Annotated in this window: 10 protein-coding genes; 1 reads left to right on the plus strand and 9 read right to left on the minus strand. The window is 59.4% G+C overall.

Features of this window, described 5'->3' with window-relative positions:
* Positions 1 to 68: 68 nt before the first annotated feature.
* The 7 genes from hflX to IB246_RS08795 form a co-directional block, all read right to left on the minus strand.
* A complete protein-coding gene (gene hflX / locus IB246_RS08765; protein ID WP_008035321.1) occupies positions 69 to 1,370 on the minus strand; it encodes a ribosome rescue GTPase HflX in 1,302 nt (433 codons plus the stop codon).
* A 12-nt stretch (positions 1,371 to 1,382) separates the two neighbouring features.
* Positions 1,383 to 1,643: an RNA chaperone Hfq gene (gene hfq, locus IB246_RS08770; protein WP_007902656.1), complete on the minus strand. Its 261-nt coding sequence runs from the start codon at positions 1,641 to 1,643 to the stop codon at positions 1,383 to 1,385.
* A gap of 94 nt (positions 1,644 to 1,737) precedes the next feature.
* Entirely contained in the window at positions 1,738 to 2,709 is a 972-nt protein-coding gene (gene miaA, locus IB246_RS08775; protein ID WP_008035319.1) for a tRNA (adenosine(37)-N6)-dimethylallyltransferase MiaA, read from the minus strand.
* Positions 2,709 to 4,619 carry a DNA mismatch repair endonuclease MutL gene (gene mutL, locus IB246_RS08780; protein ID WP_008035318.1) on the minus strand — a complete coding sequence of 637 codons (1,911 nt, stop codon included), beginning with the start codon at positions 4,617 to 4,619 and terminating at the stop codon, positions 2,709 to 2,711. Before mutL ends, miaA begins: the two co-directional genes overlap by 1 nt.
* On the minus strand, positions 4,616 to 5,995 hold the full coding sequence (locus IB246_RS08785) for an N-acetylmuramoyl-L-alanine amidase (RefSeq protein WP_404943243.1): 1,380 nt from the start codon (positions 5,993 to 5,995) through the stop codon (positions 4,616 to 4,618). Before IB246_RS08785 ends, mutL begins: the two co-directional genes overlap by 4 nt.
* A 48-nt stretch (positions 5,996 to 6,043) precedes the next feature.
* A complete protein-coding gene (tsaE, locus tag IB246_RS08790; protein ID WP_008035315.1) occupies positions 6,044 to 6,514 on the minus strand; it encodes a tRNA (adenosine(37)-N6)-threonylcarbamoyltransferase complex ATPase subunit type 1 TsaE in 471 nt (156 codons plus the stop codon).
* Positions 6,502 to 8,001, minus strand: coding sequence for a bifunctional ADP-dependent NAD(P)H-hydrate dehydratase/NAD(P)H-hydrate epimerase (locus IB246_RS08795; RefSeq protein WP_008043119.1), 1,500 nt, complete (start codon positions 7,999 to 8,001; stop codon positions 6,502 to 6,504). Before IB246_RS08795 ends, tsaE begins: the two co-directional genes overlap by 13 nt.
* A gap of 63 nt (positions 8,002 to 8,064) precedes the next feature.
* On the opposite strand from IB246_RS08795, the gene queG reads away from it, so the two are divergent.
* A complete protein-coding gene (queG, locus tag IB246_RS08800; protein ID WP_008043118.1) occupies positions 8,065 to 9,135 on the plus strand; it encodes a tRNA epoxyqueuosine(34) reductase QueG in 1,071 nt (356 codons plus the stop codon).
* Positions 9,136 to 9,174: 39 nt separating this feature from the next.
* Here queG and IB246_RS08805 read toward each other — a convergent pair whose 3' ends face one another.
* Complete coding sequence (locus IB246_RS08805; RefSeq protein WP_008043116.1) at positions 9,175 to 13,944, minus strand: RHS repeat domain-containing protein; 4,770 nt, start codon at positions 13,942 to 13,944, stop codon at positions 9,175 to 9,177.
* A gap of 93 nt (positions 13,945 to 14,037) precedes the next feature.
* Complete coding sequence (locus tag IB246_RS08810; RefSeq protein WP_008043114.1) at positions 14,038 to 15,033, minus strand: hypothetical protein; 996 nt, start codon at positions 15,031 to 15,033, stop codon at positions 14,038 to 14,040.
* Between the last annotated feature and the right edge of the window lie 5 nt (positions 15,034 to 15,038).

A 15,038-nucleotide genomic window follows, 5' to 3' on the forward strand; every position in this document is an offset into this window, starting at 1 on the left:
GCACCCACGGCGCGCCGACCAATGCTACAGAATGCCTGTCACCGCGGCACAACCGCTTTCTCAGGCTTTTATTGCAAAGTGTGTTGTTCGATGAACTCTGTCGGCACAACGCCTTCACGGCTGACCAGCCGATTGAGCTCCGAGCGTGGCAATCGAACGGCCAGCAAGCTGACACCTTCTTCGTCGTGTTCTTCTTTCTGCACCGCTCCGAGTTCGAAGAACTGCGCACGCAGTCGAGCGAATCGTTGCGGCAAGCGCAAGGTACCGATAAACATCTCACTGCCCAGCAACTCGGCAATGGCTTGTTCGAGCAATTCCAGACCACTGCCATCACGCGCCGACAACCAGACCCGTTGAGGCTTGCCGCTTTCGTCGCGCTGGATCTGTGGCTCAACGCCTTCAAGCAAATCGAGTTTGTTATAGACCTCGAGGATCGGCAAGTCCTGGGCACCAATCTCGCCCAGCACCACCATCACCTGCTCGATCTGCAACATGCGATCCGGTTCGGCCGCATCGATCACGTGCAACAACAGGTCGGAGTTGCTCGACTCTTCGAGCGTAGACCGAAATGCCTCGACCAGCTTGTGGGGCAAGTGACGAATGAAACCCACGGTGTCGGCCAGGACAATCGGCCCCAGGTCGGCCAGTTCCAGACGGCGCAAGGTCGGGTCCAGCGTGGCAAACAACTGGTCAGCCGCGTACACGTCGGATTTCGTCACGTTATTGAAGAGCGTGGATTTGCCGGCGTTGGTATACCCCACCAAAGACACGGTAGGGATATCCGCACGCGTACGGCCACGTCGCGACTGTTCGCGCTGGCTGCGCACTTTTTCCAGTCGGCCCTTGATCTGTCGCAGGCGAACCCGCAGCAAGCGACGGTCGGTCTCCAGCTGGGTTTCACCCGGGCCACGCATGCCGATACCGCCACCTTGACGCTCAAGGTGAGTCCAGCCACGAACCAGCCGGGTGCTCATGTGGTCAAGCTGGGCCAGTTCTACCTGGAGCTTGCCTTCATGGGTACGGGCGCGCTGGGCGAAAATATCGAGAATCAGACCGGTGCGGTCGATCACGCGACACTCGAAAACACGTTCGAGGTTACGTTCCTGACTGGGCGTAAGCGTGTGATTGAAGATCACCAGATCGGCTTCTTCGGCATGGACCAGGTCGCGCAGTTCCTCGACCTTGCCGCTACCGATCAGGAATTTGGCGGTTGGCCGATGACGCGGCACGTTAAAAAACGCAACGGTCTCGGCGCCGGCCGAATTAGCCAATTCCTGAAACTCCTGCGGATCTTCGCGCGCCTCAGGGTCCTGTCCATCCAAGTGAACGAGGATCACTCGCTCACCACCACCGTGGCGCTCAAAGAACAAAGGAGACTCCTATCAGGCGTTACCTGGCTCAGCGTCGCCTGCTTCGGATTCGGTTGCGCTAGGCAGACGAATTGGACGAACCGGCACCACTGTAGAGATAGCGTGTTTGTAAACCATCTGGCTGACGGTGTTCTTCAGCAGGATAACGAACTGGTCGAAAGACTCGATCGTGCCTTGCAGTTTGATCCCGTTGACCAGGTAGATGGACACCCCAACTTTCTCTTTACGTAAAGTATTCAAGTAAGGGTCTTGTAGCGAATGCCCTTTTGACATGTGCCGCACTCCTTTAAGGATTCAATATAAAAAATAGGTAAACAGATGGCTTGTGGCCGTCACACCCCCAAGGATAGACGGCAATTGCAAGGACTCAGCTCAATATGGAGATGGTCCCCAGGTATTTCAAGGCGCGCGGCAGATTGTCGCAATCCAGGCTGTCCAACCAGTGTAAATCAGCCCAACTGCGCAGCCAGGTGAACTGACGTTTTGCCAATTGGCGCGTGGCAATGATTCCACGCTCCTGCATCTCGGCTTGCGTCAGCTTGCCATCCAGGTAGTCCCAGACTTGTCGGTAGCCTACTGCACGTATAGACGGCAACCCGGAATGCAGGTCACTTCGCTTACGCAGGGCTACGACCTCGTCGATGAATCCCTGTTCCAACATTAAAGTGAATCTTTGTTTAATTCGCTCGTGCAGTACCTGACGATTTGCCGGAGCAATGGCCAAGTTCGCGACAGTATAGGGCAATTGTTGCAGTCCCGAAGCGGCTGCTTCAGTACTTTGCGCAGATTGTCTCAGTCTAAGCTCGGTCATGCTCTGACCGCTGACACGATAAACTTCCAGCGCTCGACTGAGTCGTTGCGGATCGTTCGGGTGAATACGCGCCGCCGATTCCGGGTCGATGATCGCCAATTGGTCGTGCAGGGCTTGCCAGCCAAGGCGTGCAGCTTCTTCTTCGATCTGCGCGCGCACTTCAGGATCGGCCGCCGGCATGTCCGCCAGGCCTTCGACCAAAGCCTTGTAATAGAGCATTGTGCCGCCCACCAGCAGCGGAATTTTGCCCCGCGCGGTGATGTCGGCCATCGCTTCAAGGGCGTCACGGCGGAAATCTGCGGCGGAATAGCTCTCTGCCGGGTCAAGAATATCGATCAGACGATGGGGAAATTCGGCCAGAATCTCTTTCGAGGGCTTGGCGGTGCCGATGTCCATGCCGCGATAGACCAGCGCCGAATCGACGCTAATCAGCTCGCAAGGCAGGACTTTGGTCAGCTCGATGGCCAGGTCGGTCTTGCCCGCTGCGGTCGGGCCCATCAGGAAAATCGCAGGAGGGAGCTGGCTCATCAACGACCGCGCAGGAACAGTTTGTCCAGATCGTCCAGGCCCAATTGGGTCCAGGTCGGTCGGCCATGGTTGCATTGACCGCTGCGCTCGGTGTTTTCCATGTCACGCAGCAGACCGTTCATTTCCGGCAGGGCCAGACGCCGATTCGCCCGAATCGCGCCGTGGCAGGCCATGGTGCCAAGCAATTCGTTCAGGTGCGCCTGAATCCGGTCACTGGTGCCATATTCCATCAGATCGGCCAAAACATCGCTGACCAACCGGTTGGCTTCCGCCTGCTTGAGCAAGGCCGGAATCTGTCGAATAGCCAGTGTTTCCGGGCCGAGACGCTGCAACTCAAAGCCCAGACGCTGGAACCACGCGACGTTTTCTTCGGCGCAATCGCCTTCGCGCTCGCTCACCGCCAACGATTCCGGAACCAACAGCGGCTGACCGCTCAGGCCTTCGCTGGCCATGGCGACTTTCAGGCGTTCGTACATGATCCGCTCATGAGCGGCGTGCATGTCCACCAATACCAGGCCTTGGGCGTTTTCCGAAAGGATGTAGATGCCCTTGAGTTGCGCCAATGCGTAACCCAACGGTGGAATATCGTCCTGACCGGCTGGCAGCGCGACAGCATTGGCTTCCGGCAGCGGCGCAAAAAACTCACGGTAAGCCGCCTGGGCTTCAGCCGCAGGCACGCCGGACTGAGGGCGCGGCGTGTATTGATACTGATAACCGGCACCAGCGCCCGAGCCCGCCGGCGTGTTGAACGACGGTTGCGCTTGGGGCTGCTCCAGCAACGCATTGGCCGCCAGGCGCATTTCGCCTTGCGGACCGAATTCACCGGCTTCGAGGCCGCTCGGACGAACGATGGCGGTCGCCACCGGTGCCGCCAGATGATCATCCGGTCGCACATCGCCCAAGGCACGGTGCAAAGTGCCATAGAGGAAATCGTGGACCATGCGCCCGTCACGGAAGCGCACTTCGTGTTTGGTCGGGTGCACGTTGACGTCGACACCGGCCGGATCGACTTCGAAAAACAGCACGAAAGTCGGGTGCCGACCATTGAACAGCACGTCGCGATAGGCCTGGCGCACCGCGTGGGCCACCAGTTTGTCGCGAACGGCGCGGCCGTTGACGAAGAAGTACTGCAAGTCCGCCTGACTGCGGTTGAAGGTCGGTAAGCCCACCCAGCCCCACAAATGCAGGCCGTTGCGCTCGATTTCGATCGGCAGCGCCTGCTCCAGGAACCCCGAGCCGCAGATCGCCGCCACACGCCGGGCGCGGGCCGCGTCGTCATGGGCTTCATGCAGGCTGAGGATGGTCTTGCCGTTGTGGCGCAGGTGGAACGCCACGTCGAAGCGCGCCAGGGCCAGACGCTTGATCACTTCTTGCAGGTGATCGAATTCGGTTTTTTCGGTTTTGAGAAACTTGCGCCGCGCCGGGGTGTTGAAGAACAGATCCCGCACTTCCACGGAGGTGCCCACCGGATGAGCGGCTGGCTGCACGCGGGGCGCCATGTCCCGGCCTTCGGTTTCGACCTGCCAGGCCTGATCGGCATCGCGGGTGCGGGAGGTCAGGGTCAAGCGCGCCACGGAGCTGATCGAGGCGAGTGCCTCACCACGGAACCCGAGGCTCATCACCTGTTCGAGGTCTTCCAGGTTGCGGATCTTGCTGGTGGCGTGACGGGCCAGGGCCAGCGGCAGGTCATCGGCAGAAATGCCGCTGCCATCGTCGCGCACCCGCAGCAGCTTGACGCCGCCCTGCTCGACATCGACGTCAATGCGCTTGGCGCCGGAATCGAGGCTGTTTTCCAGCAGCTCCTTGATCACCGAAGCCGGGCGCTCGACCACCTCGCCGGCGGCAATCTGGTTCGCCAGTCGCGGGCTGAGCAGCTCAATGCGAGCGCTGTTGATCACGGCCTGATTCATTCTTTGGATGCCAGTTCGGTGCCGGGAATGGTCAGGGTCTGACCGATTTTCAGCTCGTCGGTTTTCAGGTTGTTGGCGCTGCGCAAGGTGGCCGGGGACACCTGATAACGCACGGCGATCATCGCCAGGGTTTCACCCGGGTTCACCCGGTGATCACGCGGCCCTTGGGCGATTTTCCCGGAATCGCGCAGCCAGGCGATGTAAGTACCCGGTGGCGGATTCTGCTGGAAGAACTGGCGTACGCCGCTGCTGATCGAGCGAGCCAGCGCTTGCTGGTGGCTGGACGCCGCGAGTTTCGAGGCTTCGTTGGCGTTGGAGATGAACCCGGTTTCCACCAGGATCGACGGGATGTCCGGCGACTTCAACACCATGAACCCGGCTTGTTCCACGCGCTGTTTGTGCAGCGGCGTGACGCGGCCGATGTTGCTCAAAACCTTCTGGCCGACGTTCAGGCTGGACGTCAGCGAGGCGGTCATCGACAAGTCGAGCAGCACGCCTGCGAGCATGCGGTCCTTGTCGTCGAGGCTGACGTTGCCGGCACCACCGATCAAGTCGGAGCGGTTTTCACTGTCGGCCAGCCAACGGGCAGTTTCCGACGTGGCGCCGCGATCAGACAGGGCGAACACCGAGGCACCGAACGCAGCAGCCGAAGGCGCGGCATCGGCGTGGATCGAAACGAACAGGTCGGCGCCTTTCTTGCGGGCGATTTCGGTACGGCCACGCAACGGAATGAAGTAGTCGCCGGTACGGGTCAGTTCGGCGCGGAAGCCTTTCATGCCGTTGACCTGGCGCTGCAATTCGCGAGCGATCGCCAGCACCACGTCTTTTTCACGCTGACCACGAGAGCCCGAGGCACCCGGGTCTTCGCCGCCGTGACCTGCATCGATCACGACAATGATGTCGCGCTTGCCGGCCGGGGCGGGCGGCAGCTTGACCGGGGGATCGACCGGGGTGACCGGCACCGGTGCGACGGTCGCGACGTTGGTCGGCGCAGGAATCGGCGCGGCGTCGGCGGCGTTATCGAACAGATCGACCACCAGGCGGTTGCCGTACTGGGCGTTCGGCGCCAGGGTGAAGCTCTTCGGCGTGACGGCTTTTTTCAGGTCGATGACCACCCGCAGGTCGGTCGGCGTGCGTTGGGCCGAGCGCATGGCGGTGATCGGGGTGTTGGCGGTGGAGACGTTCAGCGGCGCACCGAGGGTGGCGCCATTAATGTCGATCACCAGTCGGTCCGGGGCTGTCAGGGTAAAAACGCTGTGTTGCACCGGCCCGGTCAGGTCGAACACCAACCGTGTGTTGTCCGGCGCCCGCCACAGACGGACGCTGTTGACCTTCGTTTCGGCCACAGCGTCGACGGTCACCGCCAAAAACAACATCCCTACGGCAGCTACCATCGCGCGAAAGCGCATACCTGACCCCATCATTTAATTGATTTCCAATGCCAAAGCGGCACACCACGACTCGCCACGCGAGCCCTGGGACAAAATTTTCAGCGAACGCCCGCTGTCTTGCGGGCTAATGGTAATGGTCAGGTCGGGCTTTGGCAAAAAGCCTGCACCTTTATCGGGCCACTCGATCAGGCACAAGGCATCGTCTTCGAAGTAGTCGCGGATGCCGAGGTACTCCAGTTCTTCAGGGTCGACCAAACGATAGAGATCGAAATGGAAGGCGCGGATGTCGCCAATCTCGTAGGGCTCGACCAGGGTGAACGTCGGACTTTTTACCGCGCCCTCATGCCCCAACCCCCGGATGATGCCGCGGGACAACGTGGTTTTCCCCGCCCCCAGATCCCCTTCCAGAAAAATCAGACCGTGCCCTTCGGTGGTTTTCGCGATGCGGGCGCCAAACGCGGTCATCGCTTCTTCATCAGCCAGGTACAGGGTTACTTCAGACACGGTGCTTGCTCCTCCAACAACTGACGAATGGCTGGAATCAGATCACTGGCCGCCAGCCCACGGCCCGATTTACCTTGTTGCGCGCCGGCATTGGCGTGCAGCCAGACGCCAAGGCAGGCCGCATCGAACGCGTCCATGCCCTGGGCCAGCAACGCGCCGACCAGACCGGCCAGCACATCGCCCAGACCGGCAGCGGCCATGGCCGGATGGCCCTGATGACACACCGCCAGGCGCCCGTCAGGACTGGCGATAAGACTGCCGGCGCCTTTCAGAATCACTACAGCTGTATATTTTTTGCTCAATGCGTGAGCAGCGGACGGACGGTCGGCCTGAACCTCAGCGGTACTGATCCCGAGCAACCGTGCCGCCTCCCCCGGATGCGGCGTGATCACGCAGTCCTTGGCCAGGCTCACGAGTTCGTCAGCCAGCATATTCAACGCATCGGCGTCCCAGACTTGTGGAAGCGGCGCATTGGCCGCCGCCGACAGCAGACTGCGCCCCCACGAAGCCTGCCCCAAGCCCGGACCGACCACCAGCACGGAAACCTTTTGCAGCAAACCCATCAGCTGATTCGCCGACGAAGTGCCCAGCACCATCGCCTCGGGAATTCTGGCCAGTGCGGCTGGCACGTGCTCGCTGCGAGTGGCCACCGACACCATGCCGGCGCCACTGCGCAGCGCACTTTGTGCACTCAGCAAAATGGCACCGCCGAAACCGCGATCACCGCCGATCAGCAAGACATGGCCGAATTTGCCTTTATGCGCAGTCGGCGCACGCCCCGCCAGACGCGACAAGTTACCGGCCGTCAAACGACAAGCACTGATGGCGATCCCGCTCAAAGACTCAGGCGAAGCTTGCAGATCATTAAAGACCCACTCGCCCACCACGTCCGCCGCCTCCCCTGTGAACAGGCCCAGTTTCAAACCAATGAAGGTCACGGTCAGGTCCGCCCGGACAGCCGCACCGAGCACGCTTCCCGTATCCGCACAAAGGCCCGACGGAATATCCACCGCCGCAACCGCCAGGCCGCTGGCATTGATCGCCGCGATGACACTGGCGTAAGGCTCGCGCACCTTGCCTGTCAGGCCGGTGCCGAGCAAGGCGTCCAACACAACGCCACGCAACTCCGACTGTGCACTCCAGGCTTGAACGGCGACGCCTTCGGACAGGGCCTCGGCGTGGGCCAAGGCAGCATCGCCCTGCAAACGCTGGGGATCACCGACCGCCAGCACGCGCACATGCCAGCCGGCACGCTTGGCCAACACCGCGACCAGATAACCATCACCGGCGTTGTTGCCGTGGCCGGCGGCCACCGTCAGTTCGTTGGCCGTCGGCCAGTGCCGGACCAACGCACGCCAGGTTGCCCGCGCCGCCCGCTGCATCAATTCGAAGCCCGGCGTACCGGCCGCAATCAGGCTCGCATCGAGCGCTCGCACTTGCGCGGCGCTGTACAGCACGTCGGGTAAATCATCTTTAGTGTGCGGCATGCGTCTTCGGGCTCCGATGTCTGGCAGAATTATACGCACCTCAGCTCCGGTTTCTCTCGCCTCATGCCCGCTATTACCACAGACCTGCCCGCCCTCGCCCAATCCATCAAGGACTGGGGCCGCGAGCTGGGCTTTCAGCAAGTCGGCATCAGCGGCCTGGATCTGGCCGAGCATGAGCAGCACCTGGCGCGCTGGCTCGAAGCCGGCTACCACGGCGAAATGGACTACATGGGCGCCCATGGCAGCAAACGCTCACACCCGGAAGAGCTGGTGCCCGGCACGCTTCGGGTGGTGTCCCTGCGCATGGATTACCTGCCGGGCGATACCCAAATGGCGCAATTGCTGGCTCAGCCGGAAAAAGCCTACGTGTCGCGTTATGCCTTGGGCCGCGATTACCACAAGTTGATCCGTAAACGCGTGCAACAACTGGCAGAAAAGATTCAGGCGGTCATCGGCCCGTTCGGCTACCGCGCATTTGTCGACAGCGCACCGGTGCTGGAAAAAGCCATCGCAGAAAAGGCCGGCCTTGGATGGATCGGCAAAAACACGCTGGTCTTGAATCGCAAGGCCGGCAGTTACTTCTTTCTCAGTGAGCTCTTTGTCGATCTGCCGCTGCCGGAAGACCCACCGCACGCCACCGAACATTGCGGCCGCTGCACCGCGTGCCTCGACATCTGCCCGACCAACGCCTTTGTTGGCCCTTATGTCCTAGACGCCCGGCGCTGCATTTCCTACCTGACCATCGAACTGAAAAGCGCGATCCCCGAGGATCTGCGGCCATTGATCGGCAATCGGGTGTTCGGCTGCGATGACTGCCAGATCGTCTGCCCGTGGAACCGTTTTGCCCGTCCGTCCGGCGAAAGCGACTTCAAGCCACGGCACAACCTCGACAACGCTGAACTGGCGGAGCTGTTCATGTGGGATGAAGACCGGTTTCTGAGCAGCACCGAAGGCTCGCCGCTGCGTCGGGCGGGTTATGAGCGCTGGTTGCGGAATCTGGCGGTGGGTTTGGGGAATGCGCCTTCAACGATTCCGGTACTGGAAGCATTGAAGGCGCGACGGGAATACCCGTCGGAGTTGGTGAGAGAGCATGTGGAGTGGGCATTGCGTCAGCATGAACTGCGCAACGCCTGATCTCGCCACCCACTCACGACGCGTATGCTCACCTCGGCCTCAACTTCCTTTTTTTGTATGGCCGATCCAATACAATGTCACCCATCGCTTGTCTCTATTTGCGTAAAAAAACAGACGTTTGGCCCCACTAAGCCTGATCTCGGTTTCGCCGGTGAAATTGAAGTATCCCGGCTCGAGAAGCTGTCTGGCGTTTGGGGATCTAAACGGCACCATTTCGTTATAGAAAGTACTGCTGCCTAGCCGCGCTGCTGCCTCGACCGGCGATATCCCCTCATCATTAATAGCGTTCTTGAACAAAAAGTATTTCTTCTTGCCGTCGTCTGTCAGCGTGTCAAAACCAGGAACGCCGCGCTGTGAGTTGTAAAACTTGATCTTCCATCTTAAAGACGCTGCTCCCGCAGGCGGGGGGGATGATCCGGCTCCAGAGCGACTTCCGCCCGTCCCGCTGGCCATCGCCTTGGCCGCCCCTCGCGCATCTCCGCTCAAACCTGACCGGAACGCTCCCGCAACCTTGCCGGCGCCCTGAGCGGCCGCCCCTGCCCCAGCCGCAAAAGACGCCAACCCCAACCCCAGGCTCACGTAGCCGAGGACGTCCCCCAGCTCTGATTGCGGCATCACTTCATGGGCAATCTCACTCGCAATGCCGGCGATCCCGGAAGCCAGCGCCAACGTCAGGCTCGCGACCGCCAGCGGCGTGGTTGCGCCAAAGGTCAGGATGCTTGTCGCGATACTGAACAACGAAAGGCCAACGCCCAAGGCAGATTGCCAGGAAACATGCCCGGTCGGATCAACCCGATTGATCGGATCGCCCAGGCAGTAAGCGTATGGGTTCAATCCACCCGCGCCAAACGGGCTCAAGCTGTCCGGACTGAGGAAACGCATCAACGTCGGGCTGTAGGCCCGGTAACCATTGCCCAGCAAATAGAGCCCGGTCAACGGATCAAGCTGCTCACCGCTGAATCCTGCCTGGCTGAATATCCCGCCTTCGGCAGGACGATATCCGTAGGGGCTGTAGGCAACTTCGTCGCGCTGTGCACCGGACTCGGCGATCAAAACGCTTTGCTGCAGGTCTGTGCCAAACAGCGTCAATCCGGTGGCCGCGCCCTGCTGCTGTTCCCCCAGCAATAAACCGGACTGGCGCCCACAGGTACGACGGTCAGCACCGCTGATCTCGTTGATCACCCGCCCGTCATGGTAGAAGCGCTGGGCACCCGGCCCGCCGGGTTGTGACAGCTCGACCAGGCGATCGCGCGCATCGTAGTGATAGCCGCGCATCACCGCCCCGGATGCCGCAGCGATTTGCGTCAATCGCCCCAGTGCGTCGTAGCTCAGCGTACGAGCCTGATCGTCCTGGATCATCTGGCCGTTGGCGTCATATTGCAGCGTAACCGGCGGCGGATAATCCGCGTGAGAGTGCTGAACCTCGATCAGTTGCGTGGGATCGACAGCGCTGTAGGTGAAGGTCGTGGTGTTGCTGCCACCGGGAAAATCGTTTTGCAGGCTGACGATGTTATCCAGCGCATCGTAAACGTAGGTCTGCTTGATAATGTCTTTGCCGAAAGGATCGCGTGGCCGCAGCGTTCCGCTACAGGTGTAGTGGCCCAATCGACCTCGGATGTCGTAGTCGAAGCGTTCGTCGCGCAGAACGTCTTCACCGATGCCCAGTACCTTCTGCGTCAGCTTGCCAGCGAGGTCGTAACTCGATTTCAGGGTCTGAGTAGCAGCGCCCTTGACCTCAAAGCTGCGCGAAATTTCTCGCCCCTGATCGTCGTAGACCAGGCGGGTCGTCATGGAACGCTTGGCCTGCGTATCCTGCGAGTCGACCCGCTCCAGCAGGCCCACGGCGTTGTAGATGAAATCGGCCTTGAGCGAATTCTGCTCAAACGACTTTGCCCGCCCCCATTCGTCGTACCCCGTCTTGTGTGCCTGACCGAGCACATCGACGCAAGTCAGTGGCCGACCACCGAACGTGTACGTGTACGACGCCGTCCGGTCCACGCCCGCGTGCGCAGTGGTTTCACTTTTCAGGCGTCCGGAAGGGTGATATTCGAAACGCGCTTCCCGCCCCTGCTCGACACAACTGGCTAACTGACCGTGCAGCGGATTGTAGGTAAATTCGGCGTCCAGTCCGGTCGCCTTGCGTTGCGTCACGCGCCCGCCGAAATCGCGCGCATAAACGAACTCGACTTTTTCATCGCTGGCGCTTTTCTGCCAGATCGGTTGCGTGAATCCTGCCGCGTAGCCCGCAGTGAACGCGCGTCCACCCACGGTGCTTTCGCTCAAGCGGCCCAAGCCATCGAATGTCTGCCGCCCAAGACTTTGGTCCGCCACTTTCACTTCAGTGGCAAGCGACGCCTGGCTGTGCAGCGCGTAGTCGGTCTGCACGGTGTTCCCGTCGGGCAAGACGCTGCGCCGCAACCGATTAAACACGTCGTACTCATAGGTGGTGGTGTTGCCGACAGGATCGGTCTGGCTGATGGCTCGGCCGATGCCGTCATAGCCATGAACGATTGCGCCTTGGGTTTCACCCGCAATATTGAACGACTCGATATGATCAGGCTTGCCGAAAACATTGAGGCCGGTGACAGACTTGCCCATGCCCTCAAGCCAGCGGGTTTCAGTGCGGGCCACAGGGTCGATTGTGCAATGCTCCTTGCGCCCGTCAGCGTGAAGCGTGGTCTTGACCTGTCCCCAGCCATCGTAGACAAACCCGGTCTTGACCGGCCTCGCAACCCCATCCCACCAGTCAGAATGCGTTTGTTCCACTAACTGGCCCAGCGCATCGTGGCGCGCTGTATAGATAACGAGCAACTGGGTCCTGGCCGCTTCGTCCGGGTTATCGCAATCCTGCTCTTCGACTGCGACGACGCGCCCGAGGCCGTCGTACACGACTTTTTGCTGAACGCCGGCCACATCCGTCGTGAGCATCGTCGCCGGTGCTTTATTGCTGGCCGCCTGATAAACCATGCGGCGGGTGGCGGCGTTGGCCGTGCCCGGCGAAAACGTTTCGCTCAGGGGCCGGCCAATGGCGTCGAACGTGTAGGCAACCGCTCCCTGGTCTTCGCCGCGCTCGCCCAGCTTCATGCCGTTGAGCGATGAGAGTGTCTGAGCCGCGGTTTTGACGGTGCCATCGAAACCCTTGAGGGTGCTCTGAATTTCAAGCCGGTTGTTGTCGAGCACATAGGAAAACTCGGTAACCGTCGCCAAGGCGTTCTGCGTGACGGTTTGTTTTTGCAGCAAGCCATGGCGCAGCCGGTCATGAGGCTGATTGACGTAAACCCGTTGTGTTTTCGAACGCAGAATTTCAGCGTCTGCGCTCAGCTCATAAAAGCTCTCCTCGACAGGCAGCACGGCGGTCACCGGCGAACCTTGCAACGAGGCGTGCAAGGCATAGCGATAACGCATCACCGTCGAGGCGGCGCTTGGTTTATCCGATGCTTGTGATGCCGGGATGATGGTTCTCTGCTTCTCGAACCGGACAAATCCCAATGGGTCGGCAGGGCATCCCTCCGCTCCGGCAGCGGGATAAAATTCGGACAGGGTCGTGACGCCATCTGGTCCGACCTGTTTGAGCAGGTTGCCTGCCCCATCGAATTCGGTGTGGGTAAGCTCTTCGCGCGATGTCCCGGCGGTGCGGTTTTCGTAGCGTAACGTCTGGACTTTGGGCAATCGAAACTGCGCAGGTTGCTCGAGAAAGCTCTTGCTCGAATCGATGTGGTACACCGTGGACCGGGTGGTGATCATCTGCTGACAGGTTGTCACCTGCGAAACCAGCAGATGATATTTGTTGTAGGTGCGCACCGTGGAGCTGTGGACCTTTGTGCCCGCCATCAGTTTTTCGGTCGAAGAATACAAATAGCCCGACGAGCTCCTGTAGAGCGTGTCACCGTCCGGGGACCATCGCCTGCCGTCGTCATCGAAGCCCTGAAAATTTTTCTGCGAGAACTCATAATTTTTTGTGATCGCGGGCTGATTCTGCCGTGGGTACACGGTGTGGGAGATCACATAAGGCATGGAGCGAATCGGCGAACCGGGCGGGAATTGATGCCCCGCTTCCTGATACCCGATTATCTCTCGCGCTCCTAGCGGCGAATCGACCTGGGTCAGGCACTGGAGATTGCCGAAAGGCTCATAGGTCAGAAACCAGGACCCGCCTACGGGCAAATCAATGGAAGCCACCGCGTTGTTAGCGAGCGACAACACAAAGCTGGCTTCACATTCGGTGCCGGGGTATTGCGTCAGCGTAACCTTGCCCCTGGTACGGGAAATGCTCAGCAACGTACGTTGTGTGTCCTTCACAGCCACCAGCGCCGGTTGCCCGTTGATGGCGGTGTAGTCGAGCGTGATGGCAGCGCCATTGGCGCCAACGATCCTCATCGGCACCGCTACATCGCTGCCCTCAAAGATCTTCAGCTCTTCACGCACACCATTTTTATGGATGACGTCAAAACGCCCTGGCCCAGACCGTTCAACCTTGAGCGTCTCAAGTTTCAACTCATCGAAGACCAGGTGGGCGGCTGTCTGCTTCGTCTTGAAACTTCCGTCACCGGACAAACCGAGTATTTCATTGCCCGCGTCGTAACGGGTCATTGCCATCGACCAACCGCTGCCGAAACCGCTGTCGATACTGTTGAGTGGGCTGTAGGACAAGCTGATTGGCAAAGAAGGACCGTTCAAGTCTGCGGACTTGATGTCACCCAACATCAACGAACAGGTGTAAATACCGGTACGGGGGTCGACCCCGCCGGAGAGAAACTCATCAAAATTAAACGCATTGGAATAGACGTTCGCCACTTCACTGACTGTCATTATCAGATACCCCTAAAACTCATGAATATTGAATCATCACGCAGCACATCAGCTACGCACATGTCTTGATCAAAGCTTTGACCCAATTGATTCTCAGCCTCTTCTCAACACAAACTCATCATTAGGAATATCGATTTCAATCGACAGATTGTGCGTATTACCGAACTCATCGAAAGCGACAAAGTGAAAAGGTTCAACTCTCACTTGATTAGTGTAAACATACTGCGGAGGCACACCTTTTATAACTGTCAACTCCCCCGAACGCTGGTTTACTTCAACCTTTCGCCACTCAGAAACATAGACATCCAACTCTGTTGCCCGAGAAGGAGCAATGACACCCACGAAGGACCTCGGCGCATCCCGCCCCAGAATCAATCCCGTGTCACAGAATAAAACAGGGTAGGTGCCGCCGACTTCGTACTGACGACTTTCCCAACGCCGTAACTTTACTTGCTTGCCACCTGGATACAGCCCCAAGTGGTATCGAAACAATAGATCACCCTCAAACGACCCGCGCATTTCATGCGACTGCCACGTAAATTGCTCTACGCCATAAACAGGGCTTTTTTCCGCATGAATCACAACGCTGCGGGGAATCTTCCGGCCATCCGGATTCAGGGTGTTATTGCTTCGGTAAACCTTACCCTGCACCGTCACTTCGGCGGCGATTTGTGCTTGTCCTTCGATAGACGATGAAACCCAGAACTCGACTGGTGTTCCGCTGATGCTCCCTGCGCTACCGGATTGAACGCCTCCGGGCACGTCATGGGTGTACCCGTTTTCGTAACGACTGGCATTCCAACCAGCCAGTGGCAGATTTTGATACGACTCCCCTTCCAATGGCTGGCCATTGTGGAAATGAATCAGCTTTGCGGAGAATTGAAGCGGGGAAAGGTCGATTTCAACTGCATCACCATTTTCATCTACCGCTTCGACGAACACCCAGACGCGAACTTGCATCCGCCCATTGGCATACACTTTTTTTGATTCGACACCGGGGGCTTCGAAACGGACCTCCAGTCTTGATAATCCGGATATGGATGGTTTGTTACTTTCTACCGAAGCAGTCAAGCCTTGAACATTACTCATGACGC

The organism is Pseudomonas sp. PDM01 (assembly GCF_014852325.1).
GTDB classification, from domain to species: Bacteria; Pseudomonadota; Gammaproteobacteria; order Pseudomonadales; family Pseudomonadaceae; genus Aquipseudomonas; species Aquipseudomonas migulae.

Coding starts and splice junctions, on each gene's coding strand:
- hfq (WP_007902656.1), bottom strand. CDS start 1,643: ATGTCAAAAGGGCATTCGCTACAAGACCCTTACTTGAATACTTTACGT.
- miaA (WP_008035319.1), bottom strand. CDS start 2,709: ATGAGCCAGCTCCCTCCTGCGATTTTCCTGATGGGCCCGACCGCAGCG.
- mutL (WP_008035318.1), bottom strand. CDS start 4,619: ATGAATCAGGCCGTGATCAACAGCGCTCGCATTGAGCTGCTCAGCCCG.
- IB246_RS08785 (WP_404943243.1), bottom strand. CDS start 5,995: ATGTTGTTTTTGGCGGTGACCGTCGACGCTGTGGCCGAAACGAAGGTC.
- IB246_RS08795 (WP_008043119.1), bottom strand. CDS start 8,001: ATGCCGCACACTAAAGATGATTTACCCGACGTGCTGTACAGCGCCGCG.
- queG (WP_008043118.1), top strand. CDS start 8,065: ATGCCCGCTATTACCACAGACCTGCCCGCCCTCGCCCAATCCATCAAG.
- IB246_RS08805 (WP_008043116.1), bottom strand. CDS start 13,944: ATGACAGTCAGTGAAGTGGCGAACGTCTATTCCAATGCGTTTAATTTT.
- IB246_RS08810 (WP_008043114.1), bottom strand. CDS start 15,033: ATGAGTAATGTTCAAGGCTTGACTGCTTCGGTAGAAAGTAACAAACCA.